Source organism: Morganella morganii H1r (genome assembly GCF_000633515.1).
In the GTDB taxonomy this organism is placed as follows: Bacteria; Pseudomonadota; Gammaproteobacteria; order Enterobacterales; family Enterobacteriaceae; genus Morganella; species Morganella morganii_B.
This window is the reverse complement of the sequence record NZ_AYMP01000031.1, coordinates 64,708-77,219: the sequence shown is the minus strand read 5'-3', so window position 1 is coordinate 77,219 and position 12,512 is coordinate 64,708. Positions and strand designations below refer to the sequence as shown.

The 12,512-nt window shown below is 53.2% G+C and carries 9 protein-coding genes; 7 read left to right on the top strand and 2 right to left on the bottom strand.

The genetic code is table 11. The features are described from left to right. The first annotated feature begins 9 nt into the window (after window positions 1-9). From nagZ to umoD, 4 genes are all read left to right on the top strand, one after another. Window positions 10-1,032 (top strand): beta-N-acetylhexosaminidase, encoded by a 1,023-nt coding sequence (nagZ, locus tag U868_RS0117950; protein WP_025154508.1) that lies wholly within the window; start codon window positions 10-12, stop codon window positions 1,030-1,032. Then, entirely contained in the window at window positions 1,029-1,577 is a 549-nt protein-coding gene (gene ycfP / locus U868_RS0117945; protein ID WP_025154507.1) for an alpha/beta hydrolase YcfP, read from the top strand. The genes nagZ and ycfP overlap by 4 nt, the downstream gene beginning before the upstream one ends. A gap of 444 nt (window positions 1,578-2,021) precedes the next feature. Then, the gene (locus U868_RS0117940) at window positions 2,022-3,326 is read left to right on the top strand and encodes an NAD(P)/FAD-dependent oxidoreductase (protein ID WP_025154506.1); all 1,305 of its coding nucleotides are present in this window, start codon (window positions 2,022-2,024) and stop codon (window positions 3,324-3,326) included. Window positions 3,327-3,653: 327 nt separating this feature from the next. Further along, window positions 3,654-4,214 (top strand): UmoD family flagellar biogenesis regulator, encoded by a 561-nt coding sequence (umoD, locus tag U868_RS0117935; protein ID WP_345840333.1) that lies wholly within the window; start codon window positions 3,654-3,656, stop codon window positions 4,212-4,214. Window positions 4,215-4,296: 82 nt separating this feature from the next. On the opposite strand, the gene U868_RS0117930 is transcribed toward umoD, so the two are convergent. Beyond that, entirely contained in the window at window positions 4,297-5,466 is a 1,170-nt protein-coding gene (locus U868_RS0117930) for a pyridoxal phosphate-dependent aminotransferase (protein ID WP_025154504.1), read from the bottom strand. Window positions 5,467-5,614: 148 nt separating this feature from the next. Continuing rightward, a complete protein-coding gene (gene mfd, locus U868_RS0117925) occupies window positions 5,615-9,055 on the bottom strand; it encodes a transcription-repair coupling factor (protein ID WP_025154503.1) in 3,441 nt (1,146 codons plus the stop codon). A 239-nt stretch (window positions 9,056-9,294) separates the two neighbouring features. On the opposite strand from mfd, the gene lolC reads away from it, so the two are divergent. Genes lolC through lolE form a run of 3 tightly spaced genes read left to right on the top strand, consistent with a single transcriptional unit; the run spans window position 9,295 to window position 12,429 of the window. Then, window positions 9,295-10,497, top strand: coding sequence for a lipoprotein-releasing ABC transporter permease subunit LolC (gene lolC, locus U868_RS0117920; RefSeq protein ID WP_025154502.1), 1,203 nt, complete (start codon window positions 9,295-9,297; stop codon window positions 10,495-10,497). Further along, window positions 10,490-11,185 (top strand): lipoprotein-releasing ABC transporter ATP-binding protein LolD, encoded by a 696-nt coding sequence (lolD, locus tag U868_RS0117915; RefSeq protein WP_025154501.1) that lies wholly within the window; start codon window positions 10,490-10,492, stop codon window positions 11,183-11,185. Before lolC ends, lolD begins: the two co-directional genes overlap by 8 nt. Next, on the top strand, window positions 11,182-12,429 hold the full coding sequence (gene lolE / locus U868_RS0117910; RefSeq protein WP_025154500.1) for a lipoprotein-releasing ABC transporter permease subunit LolE: 1,248 nt from the start codon (window positions 11,182-11,184) through the stop codon (window positions 12,427-12,429). Before lolD ends, lolE begins: the two co-directional genes overlap by 4 nt. The last annotated feature ends 83 nt before the right edge of the window (window positions 12,430-12,512 follow it).

Genomic DNA, 12,512 nt, shown 5'->3' with positions numbered 1-12,512 from the left:
GGTGTCACTATGGGTCCTGTAATGTTAGATGTAGAAGGGTATGAGCTGGACAGCGAAGAGCGCGAGATCCTGCGCCACCCTTCAGTCGGGGGAGTGATTCTCTTTACCCGTAATTACCATGACACGGCACAGCTGCGTGAACTGACGCGGCAGATCCGTGAAGCTACCCGCGACAACCGGGTTGTGATTGCGGTTGACCAGGAAGGCGGCCGCGTTCAGCGGTTTAAAGACGGCTTTACCCGTCTGCCTGCGGCACAGTCTTTTGCCCTGTTTAATGACCTGCTGACCGGCTCTGCGCTGGCGGAAGAGGCGGGCTGGCTGATGGCTGCGGAAATGATCGCCATGGATATTGATATCAGTTTCGCGCCGGTGCTGGATCTGGGACACGCCAGCGCGGCTATCGGCTCACGTGCGTTCCATGAGGACGGCGACATTGCGGCGCAGATGGCGGAACGCTTTGTGCGCGGTATGCGCAGTGCCGGGATGCCGAGTACCGGTAAACATTTCCCGGGACACGGTGCGGTCAGTGCGGATTCCCATAAAGAAACACCGCGTGATGAGCGCGACCCGGCGGTGATCCGCGGTAAAGACATGGCGATTTTCCGCGAATTTATCCAGCGTGGCCTGCTTGATGCTGTGATGCCCGCACATGTGATTTACACACAGATTGATGATCGTCCGGCGAGCGGTTCCTCTTACTGGCTGAAATCGGTACTGCGTCAGCAGCTCGGGTTTGACGGGGTGATTTTCTCCGATGACCTGTCAATGGAAGGGGCGGCGGTGATGGGCGGCTATGCGGAGCGTGGTCAGGCATCACTGGACGCGGGCTGCGATATGATCCTGGTCTGTAATAACCGCAAAGGTGCTGTGACTATCCTTGATAATTTGCCTGTTATCACGGCACAACGTATTGATAAGTTGTATCATCGGGGTAAAGGTTATGATCTGGCTGAACTGCAGCGCAGTGAGCGCTGGCAGCAGGCGAACAAAACCCTATCCGTATTACACGAACAATGGCAGGAGCGAGCATGATTATTTATCTTCATGGATTTGATTCAACCAGCCCGGGCAATCATGAAAAAGTGATGCAGCTGAAATTTGCGGATCCCGATGTCCGTTTTATCAGTTACAGCACGCTGCATCCGCGTTATGACATGAAATATCTGCTGACTGAAGTGGATAAAGCGGTAAAACAGAGCGAAGGACCGGCCATTGTGCTGGGCGTGGGGCTGGGGGGCTTCTGGGCTGAACGTGTCGGGTATCTGTGCGGAATTCGTCAGGTGATGGTGAACCCGAACCTGTTTCCGTATGAAAATATGGAAGGCAAAATCGACCGCCCGGAAGAGTATCTGGATATCATGACCAAGTGTATTTCGGATTTCCGCACCCTGAACCGGCAGAACTGCCTGGTGTTGTTGTCCCGCAATGATGAGGCGCTGGATAACCAGCGTGCGCATGATACCCTGTCACCGTACTATCAGGTTATCTGGGATGAGGAACAGACTCATAAGTTTAAGGATATGTCCCGTCATTTACAGGAAATCAAAGAGTTTAAAACCGCGTTTAAAAAAGCCTGATAACACCGCCTCTCTGTAAAACAGCCGCGCCTGCGGAAGGCGCGGTATTTTTCCCCTGCAACTGAAGCGATTCCTGTCTCAAATCTGCCTTTCCTGTGATCCTTCTCTTACGTATCGTTCCGGTCATTGCGTTATATCAATAACTTTCTTTTTCTGAATCAGCAAGATAACTGGCTTTTATTATCCGCTGCGCTGAGAAGTTAATCCGGTGATTAAAGAAAGCATCAGAGGTAAACCAAAAGTAAAATTATTTTGCTAAATTTAAAATAATGTTTGCATTTTCCCGCCGGATTACCCAAAATTTGATTATGATCAAATATGGTATGACCAAATTACCTGTTGTGGTATACCATGGTGTGACACGATTCAGTTTTGTCTGATGTTATCTCACTGTTTTTTATGAAGAGCCCTGAGATAACGTTAGATTATTTTTCAGAGGATGTTATGACTACACCGAATACGAAGATTGTGATTATCGGCGGTGGCGCAGGCGGGCTGGAACTGGCAACGCAACTCGGCCACAAATTAGGTAAGAAGAAAAAAGCGGAAATCACACTGGTCGATCGCAACAGCAGCCACCTGTGGAAACCGCTGTTACACGAAGTGGCGACCGGTTCTCTGGATGACGGCGTGGATGCCCTGAGCTACCTGGCGCATGCCCGCAACCACTATTTCAATTTCCAGCTGGGTTCAATGACCGGTCTGGATCGTGACAGCAAAAACATCACCCTGGCGGAAATCCGTGACAACAACGGCGACCTGCTGGTACCGGAGCGTAACCTGGATTATGACATCCTGGTCATGGCGCTGGGCAGCACCTCCAACGATTTCGGTACCCCGGGGATCAAAGAAAACTGTATCTTCCTCGACAGCCCGTCACAGGCGAACCGCTTCCATAATGAGATGCTGAACCTGTTCCTGAAATACTCCGCCAGCCACGGCGAAGGCGACAAAGTGAATATCGCGATTGTCGGCGGCGGAGCGACCGGGGTGGAGCTGTCAGCGGAGCTGTATAATGCCGTTGAACAGCTTCACAGCTACGGTTTTAAAGGTCTGAATACCGATGCACTGAATGTGACGCTGGTGGAGGCGGGTGAGCGTATTCTGCCTGCACTGCCGCCGAAAATTGCCGGTGCCGCACATCAGGAGCTTACCAAACTGGGTGTGCGTGTGATGACGCAGACCATGGTCACCAGTGCCGATGAATCCGGTCTGAACACCAAAGACGGCGAGCATATCACCGCAAGTCTGATGGTCTGGGCGGCGGGCATCAAGGCTCCGGATTTCCTGAAAGAGATTGGCGGGCTGGAAACTAACCGTATTAATCAGCTGGTGGTTAAACCAACACTCCAGACCACCCGTGATGACGCAATTTTCGCTATCGGCGACTGCTCATCCTGCCCGAAAAAAGAAGGGGGATTTGTTCCGCCGCGCGCACAGTCAGCACACCAGATGGCAACCCGCTGTTATCACAACATCCTTGCAGTACTCAGCGATAAGCCGCTGAAGGATTATGTGTTCAAAGATCACGGCTCACTGGTTTCCCTCTCCCGGTTCAGTACGGTCGGCAGCCTGATGGGTAACCTGATGCGCGGCAATATGATGATTGAAGGACGTATTGCCCGTGTGATGTATATTTCGCTGTATCGTATGCATCAGATTGCGCTGCACGGCTATATTAAAACCGGGCTGATGATGCTGGTCGGTGGTATAAACCGGATTATCCGTCCGCGGCTGAAATTACATTAATTGATCTCCTCCGATAATGACGCCTCAGGGCGTCATTTTTTATAATAATAAACCCCGCTGAAAGTATGGAAACAGATATTTCACGGATTTGATGTAAAACCGGAAAATGTATTATTCAGCAGCGATTTCGTATCATCACTAACAGATAATTCCTGTGGTAATGCATAAAATAAGGCAGATACTGCTTTTTATTAATTATTGTTGATCGTTGTCAGTACACATACAGTCAGGTTGAATTAATAAATTACAGGGACAGAATTTTTGTTTCATCATTATTATTTAACTTTTATTTAGCGGTGCTGTGGGAATATAGTCCGGTAAGATTAAATGTTAAAAATAAACCGGTTACAGGTAGGAATAATCCTAATTATCACCGCTGGATATTTATATAATTTGACAATGAATAAAATTGAACGGAAACCATTATCACGAATAACATTCACAGGACTTGTGCTTCTTCTTGTTATTTTTGTGGTCATTATTTTTTTGGCTGTGACAAAGAATAAGCATCCCGCTGTTGCTGAGGTGCTTTCATCCGAACCTATTATGGCAACGGTTCCGGTGCGTCATGAATACTGTGATCTGACAACCATGCCCGGCCCGTATAAACGAGACCTTCTGGATATCGTCCATCCGACAGAACAGGTCTGTACTCCGTATCTGCTGTATGAAACTCTGCTGCACGCACCAAAGGTGTACGGCGGCCCGACATACCGCTCCTGCACCATGGCTTACACCTATGAGCACCGGATTATCGGCTATGATGTGGTGTATAAAATCAAAGATACCGTCGGCAGAGTGAGAATCAATTATAATCCCGGTGATGTCATGCCGGTGGATAACACCGGGCGGCTGATCATTTTACCCGGACTGAATAACGCGAAATAAAGTGCGTTGCGGACAAAAAAAGAAAATACCGGTTAATGCGGCAAACCGGTATCCATCATTTTTTATTTAAAGTAACCGGAAATTAAACCCAGCCTTTCTGACGAAATTGTTTTAATACCGCCACAAATTGCTGCATTTCTTCCGGTGTACCTAATGTCAGGCGACTCCAGCCCGTCACCGGCGGAAATTCACGGCCGACCATAATATGATTCTCTTTCATCCGCTGCTGATAGGTTTTTACATCCCCGCTGACTTTATGGAAGATAAAATTAGCCTGTGAGGGGGCATAAGGCAGATTTAATTCCTTCAGTGCGGTTGCCACAATTTCCCGTGATACATCCGTTGAATGACGACTGTAATCAATAAACGGTTTATCATTCAGGGATGCCAGTGCGGAAACGGCACCTGCTATATTAGTATTATCGATAGAATTGAAATTATTTATCTGCTCTGTTACTACCGGCACGGAAATACCGTAACCGATACGAAGCCCGGCCAGGGCAAATATTTTCGAGAATGTCCGCGTCACAATAATATTGGATTTTCCGGCAGCCACCCATTCAACCGCACTTTTAAATTGCGGATCAGACACAAATTCCGCATACGCCTCATCAATAATAAAATTCTGCTGTGGCGGTGCCTGGTTTACCCACTGCGCGAGTTGTGATGCCGGGGTAACCATCGCGGTCGGGTTATTCGGGTTACAGATATAGATAACGGAATGACCGGCAAAGTTATCCGCAATCGCCTGCATGGCCGCAAGGTCGAAAGAGAGATCGGCTTTCAGCGGCACTTTGACAATATTCACGCCCAGCGGCTCAGCATACAGTTCGGCATAATTAAAGGTCGGGTCCGGCACAATCAATTGTACAGGCTGCTGTTTTTTCTGCGCATCCGCCACCAGCATCTGTACAGCCGCCTGAATGGTTTCCGAGGAACCATTTCCGAGGCTGATGTGCGCCGGTGTCAGTGAGAAGTGCGCGGCAATCTGTTCAATCAGCGCTTCGCGGGCGGCATCCGGATAGCGGAACGCGCCGGGAAGGGCATCAATAATCGCCCGGCGGGCTTTCGGAGACATCCCCAGTGAGTTTTCATTGAAGTTCAGCAGCAGCGGATTTTCTGCACTGAGGGGGGCGGCGTTAACCGCGGGAGAAACGGTATCAGTGGCGGCATGACCGGTGCTGATCAGAGAAGCAGCCGTTAAGCCACCGAATGCGATCCCTGTTGATTTCAGAAACGAACGACGATCCATAGTATTTACCCTGTTGTTGTCATTATATTTTGGTAAATACTAACCGAACTAATAATCACCTTGCAAATTAATATTCACAATAAGTGGATTTTTATTCATTCCGGCGGTACCGGCCAAAACCGGCACCTGACAGAGAGGATGTTGTGCGTTATACCGGATGAGCGGCAAAGGCGGTCAGTAAATCGGCGACAAACTCAATACGTTTGCTGCGGTCGGTCAGGTCACAGATAAACTTCAGTTTTGACGGGCCGTCCAGCCGGTACTGTTTCGGGTTATTTTGCAGCAGCCCGATAAGATACGCCGGGTCGACATGGTTTTTCTCACTGAACTCAACAAAACCGCCTTTTTCCTGGGCCTCAATCCGGCGGATCCCCAGCGCCTGTGCCTGCAGGCGCAGACCCGCTGCCGCCAGCAGGTGACGACCGGCATCCGGCAGCAGACCGAAGCGGTCAATCAGCTCAATTTTCAGCCCGGTCAGTTCGGTATCGCTGCGCGCGCTGGCAATCCGTTTGTAGAAGGAGAGGCGCATGCTGACATCCGGCAGGTAATCTTCCGGCAGCAGGGCAGGCATACGCAGCTCCACTTCGGTCTGGCTCTGGGTAAGGTCTTCCAGTGACGGCTCTTTGCCGCTTTTCAGGGAATCGACCGCACTTTCCAGCATCTCCATATAGAGCGTGAAACCAACACTGGCCATCTGACCGCTCTGATCTTCGCCCAGCAGTTCACCCGCACCACGGATTTCCAGGTCATGCGTGGCGAGGGCAAATCCGGCCCCCAGGTCTTCCAGAGACGCAATTGCTTCCAGGCGTTTATGGGCATCGGTAGTCATGGCTTTCGGGTGCGGTGTCAGCAGATAGGCATAGGCCTGATGGTGTGAACGCCCGACACGACCACGCAGCTGATGCAATTGTGCCAGCCCGAAATGATCGGCCCGTTCGATGATAATGGTATTGGCGCTGGGAATATCGATACCGGTTTCAATAATCGTGGTACATACCAGCACATTAAAACGCTGATGGTGGAAGTCAGTCATGACCCGCTCAAGCTCGCGTTCACGCATCTGTCCGTGGCCGACGGCCACACGGGCTTCCGGCACCAATTCCGCAATACGGTCGCGGGCTTTTTCAATGTTTTCCACATCATTGTAGAGATAATAGACCTGACCGCCGCGCAGTACCTCACGCAGAATCGCTTCCCGCACCACCAGCTCATCATACTGGCGGACAAAGGTTTTCACCGCCAGCCGTCTTGCCGGCGGGGTGGCGATAATAGAAAGGTCCCGCATGCCGCTCATCGCCATATTCAGGGTGCGCGGGATCGGGGTGGCGGTGAGGGTCAGGATATCCACATTGGCACGCATCGCCTTGATGCGTTCTTTATGGCGGACACCAAAGCGGTGTTCTTCATCCACCACCAGCAGGCCGAGATCATGCCAGTGCACATCACTCTGCAGCAGCTTGTGTGTACCGATAATGATATCCACTTTACCTTCCCGGGTATCATCCAGCACCTGCTGCTGCTCTTTGGCACTGCGGAAACGGGACAGGACTTCAATCCGCACCGGCCAGTTGGCGAAACGGTCACGGAAGTTATCATAGTGCTGTTGCGCGAGCAGGGTAGTCGGCACCAGCACAGCAACCTGTTTGTGGTTATGGACGGCGAGGAAGGCCGCCCGCATTGCGACCTCGGTTTTACCGAAACCGACATCACCGCACACCAGTCTGTCCATTGCCACCGGCTGACACATATCACTCAGCACCGCATTGATAGCCTGCTCCTGATCTGCGGTGGTTTCAAACGGGAAGGACTGGCAAAACTCGCGGTACTGTCCGCGATCATGCTTAAAAGCAAAGCCGGGTTTGACGGCCCGCTGTGCATAAATATCCAGTAACTGTGCCGCCACATCACGGACTTTTTCTGCCGCTTTCTGACGCGCTTTGCTCCAGGCTTCGCCACCGAGTCTGTGCAGCGGGGCGCTTTCATCCGCGCCTCCGGCATAGCGGCTGATCAGATGTAGCGACGACACCGGCACATACAGTTTGTCTTCTCCGGCGTAGGTGAGGATCAGGTATTCTGCCTTGATCCCTCCGGCTTCCAGGGTGGTTAATCCCTGATAACGGCCGACCCCGTGCTCCAGATGCACCACCGGCTGACCGGGGCGCAGTTCCGCGAGGTTGCGGATCAGGGTATCGGTGTTAATGGTACGGCGGGTGTCCTGACGGCGGCGCACCACGCGCTCACCCAGCATATCGCTTTCGCAGATCAGAACACGCTGACGGTCATTATCAACAAAACCGTGTTCGGCAGCACCGATCATGACATAAATGCCCGGCACGGTTGCGTCCTGTAACGCGCGGATTTCCGCCGGTTTGATTTTGATCCGCGCCAGCAGTTCCTGCACGCTTTCACGCCGTCCCTCACTTTCCACCGAGAAAATCACGGCAGCGTCGGTGCTTTCCAGGAAGCGGCGCAGCGGGTCAAGCGGGGATTTCAGCTGCGGGTTGACTTTCAGATCCGGCAGCGCGGTATACCCGAGGTTGGTATTGGCGGCTTTACGCGGCAGTTTGTCATTATTCAGCTGCACACGCGGCAGCGTTTTCATCTGCTGATTGAGTTCTTCCGGCGTCAGCCACAGCTGTGACGGCGGCAGTAACGGCCGCATCGGATCCACACCCCGGCTTTCAAAACGCTGTTGCACATCACGGCGGAAACGATCGGCGGATTCCTGCAAATCCTGGGTTACCAGCAGCGTATTATCCGGCAGATAGTCAAACAGCGGTACCAGCGGTGCGGTGAAAAACAGTGGCTGCCAGTATTCGATACCGGCGGGCAGGGTACCTTTGCTGACCTGCTGATAAATATGTTCCGGATCGCGGCGCACCTCAAAGGTTTCGCGCCACTGACTGCGGAACAGCTCGATAGCGTCTTTATCTGTCGGGAATTCGTGAGCGGGCAGCAGATTGATCGCATTCACTTCATCGAGGGTTCGCTGGGTATCGACATCAAAGGTACGCAGGCTGTCGATTTCATCATCAAAGAAATCAATCCGGAACGGCAGTTCGCTGCCCATCGGGAACAGATCCAGCAATGCCCCGCGAATGGCAAACTCGCCGTGCTCCAGTACCTGTTCGACACTGCGGTAACCGCCCTGAACCAGCTCTTCACGCAGCTTGTCCCGCGACAGTTTTTCCCCTTTTGCCATCACCAGGGCATGACTTGTGAGGAATTCAGGCGGACACACTTTCTGCATCAGTGTATTGACCGGCAGGATCAGAGCGCCTTTTTCCAGAGTCGGCAGGCGGTATAACGTGGATAACCGGTTGGAGATAATCTCCTGATGCGGCGAGAAGCTGTCATACGGCAGGGTTTCCCAGTCGGCAAGGGTTTCTGCCGGGAGTGCGGTAAACTGGCGGATTTCATCCCGCAGCCGCAGGGCATTCTGCATATCGCGGGTGACCAGGATGACGGGGCCGTCGTGTTGTTCAATTATCGACGCGGTTTCCACCGCACAGGCTGCGCCGGTCATTTCACCGAGCTGGCGGGTGTCTGCGGCACGGGCCGGGAGTTCATAGCGTGTTTTCAGCGACATTCGGTTTTCCATCGGGCTGCGTGTTTCTGTCAGGTAACAAAGTTCTGCCATACCGGAGTGGCTTGTCCGGGCAATAAAAGGCCGCCGCGCCGCCGGTCCGGAGGTGGTCTGATACCGGCAACACGCTGACCGTCAATGAAAAAAAACTACCGCAAACGGGCGGGAGTGGTTCCATTCATCAACCGGAGCCTTTATTATCCCTGAACACTTCGCTTTGGCAACAGGGGCGTTCAGATTTCATGTTTCAGTCTGTCTCATTTTTAATCGGTCTGCGTTACATGCGGGGACGCGGCACGGATCGCTTTGCCCGTTTTGTTTCGCTGCTTTCCGCTATCGGCATCACGCTGGGGGTGACAGCACTTATCACCGTGACATCCGTGATGAACGGTTTTGAACGCTCATTGCAGCAGAGTATCCTCGATTTTATGCCGCAGGCGGTCATCACCACCGGAAACGGCATGCTGGATCCGCAGACGCATCCGGTCTCACAACTCGCCGGGCTGCGTGATGTGGTAAAAACCGCCCCGATTGTCACCGGTGACGTGGTATTGCAGAGCACCGGCAATGTGGGGATCGCCTCCGTGACCGGAATTGATCCGCAGGGGGATGAACCGCTGCTGGATTATCTGGTGAATACCCGGCCGTCCGACCTGGCGGCAGGACAATATCATGTGGTGGTCGGCGAAGGCGTGGCGAAACGCATGGGGCTTAAGCGCGGGGACAGTGTCCGTATCCTGGTGCCGAATGTGTCACAGCTGACGCCGATGGGACGTATCCCGAGCCAGCGCCTGTTTACCGTGGCGGGTTTTTTCTCCTCCGGCAGTGAATCCGATAACACTCAGGTGCTGATGAATCAGGAGGATGCGGCGCGTCTGATGCGCTATCCGGCGGGTAATATTACCGGCTGGCGTCTCTATCTGTCACAGCCGTTGCAGGTGGACAGTCTCAGTCAGCAGATATTACCGGAAGGGCTGGTCTGGACCGACTGGCGCGTGCAGAAAGGTGAGTTTTTTCAGGCGGTGCGCATGGAGAAAAATATGATGGGGCTGCTGCTCAGCCTGATTATTGCCGTGGCCGCATTTAATATTATTACCTCACTGGCCTTGCTGGTGATGGAAAAACAGACTGAAGTGGCCATTCTGAAAACGCTGGGTATGACTCGCGGCAAAATTATGCTGATCTTTATGATTCAGGGCGCGGGGGCGGGGATCCTCGGCTCAGTAATCGGCGTTCTGCTGGGCACGCTGCTCTCTTCACAACTGAATATTCTGATGCCGCTGCTGGGGCTGATCCCGAAAGGAATCGCGCTGCCGACGGTCATTGAGCCGCTGCGCGTAATCACTATCGGCGCGGCAGCCATGCTTATCTCTTTATTATCCACACTCTGGCCTGCGTGGCGGGCGGCAGCGGTACAACCCGCGGAGGCTTTACGTTATGAGTGAGTTATTACTGGCATGTCGTCAGTTATGCAAATCCTATCATGAGGGCACAGTGGAAACTGATGTCCTGAAACAGGTCAATTTTGAACTCCGGCGCGGGGATATGCTGGCGATTGTCGGCAGTTCCGGCTCGGGGAAAAGTACGCTGCTGCATCTGCTCGGCGGGCTGGATTCCCCGACCTCCGGTGAGGTGATTTTCAACGGCACGGCACTTTCTGCCATGAGCCAGAATGCGCTGTCGGCGCTGCGCAATGAAGAAATGGGCTTTATCTACCAGTTCCACCACCTGCTGCCTGATTTTACGGCGGCGGAAAACGTGGCAATGCCGCTGCTGATCGGCGGTATGGCGCGGGATAAAGCACTGGCGCAGGCGGGAGAAATGCTGGAGCGGGTTGGTGTGGCTGCGCGCGCTCATCACCGGCCGTCTGAGCTCTCCGGCGGGGAACGTCAGCGGGTGGCGATTGCCCGTGCACTGGTGAATAAGCCGTCACTGGTGCTGGCGGATGAACCGACCGGTAACCTGGATCAGCGCAATGCACAGAGTATTTTTGATTTGTTATCCGAACTGAATAAAACCCTCGGCACCGCCTTCCTGGTGGTCACTCATGACCTCGCTCTGGCGGCGAAAATGGGGCGGCAGATGGAAATGCGCGACGGTATTCTGAATGCACAGCCGGAGACGGCGCTATGAATGTACTACCGCTGTCATTACTGACTGCGCTGCGTTTCAGCAAAGGGCGGAAACGGGCGGGGATGGTCTCGCTGATTTCCGTCATTTCCACCCTGGGGATCACGCTCGGGGTGGCGGTACTGATTATCGGGCTGAGTGCCATGAACGGCTTCGAGCGTGAGCTGGAGAACCGGGTGCTTTCTGTGGTGCCTCAGGGGCAGATCTCTACCGTTGAACAACCGTTTGATACCTGGGCGCAGAGCCTGCTGCGGATCAAAAATACCCCCGGGGTGATGGCGGCCAGCCCGTATATTGAATTTACCGGACTGGCGGAGAAAGGCAGCAAATTACAGGCCATGCAGCTGATGGGCGTGGATCCGGTCACTCAGAAGTCGGTGAGCGGATTGCCGGCATTTGTTGCGGATAATGCCTGGGCGGATTTTCAGGCCGGGAAAAATCAGATAATCCTCGGTGACGGCGCGGCGAAATCTCTCGGTGTCGCCCGGGGTGACTGGCTTACTATCATGATCCCGAATCACGACAGCAGTGAGCGCCTGTTACAGCCGAAGCGTATCCGGTTACAGGTTGCGGGGATTTTCCGTCTGAGTGGTATGCTGGATCACCGGCTGGCGCTGCTGCCGCTGGAGGATGCACAACAGTATCTGGATTACGGTGAGGGTGTCACCGGGATTGAAATCCGCGTGGATAATGTTTTCAACGCTAATGACGTGGTGCTGCGGGCGGCGGAAGCCAGCCGTGAACATGTCTTTTATAAAAGCTGGATCAACGAATACGGTTACATGTACAGCGACATTCAGTTAGTGCGCAGTATTATGTATCTGGCCATGATTCTGGTGATTGGCGTGGCGTGTTTCAATATCGTTTCTACCCTGATTATTGCAGTAAAAGACAAGAGCGGGGATATCGCCATTCTGCGCACCCTCGGCGCGAAAGACAGCCTGATCCGCGCTATTTTCCTCTGGTACGGATTGCTGACCGGCATGGTTGGTTGTATCAGCGGGGCGGTACTCGGCACACTGGCAGCACTGAACCTGACACCGCTTATCCGTGGTATTGAATTCCTTATCGGTCATAAACTGTTGTCCGGTGATGTCTATTTTATTGATTTTCTGCCGTCGGAGCTGCGGCTGACAGACCTGCTGTATGTGGTTCTGACCACCATTGTGCTGAGCCTGCTGGCAAGCTGGTATCCGGCGAGACGCGCCTGCCGCCTTGAACCGGCACGTATTCTGAGCGGGCAGTAAAGCCCGCAGGAATTATAATGATTTTTGAATCCGAAGTGCGGATGCATTACCCTGAACGGAGACAATGATGAACAAAGGCCGGA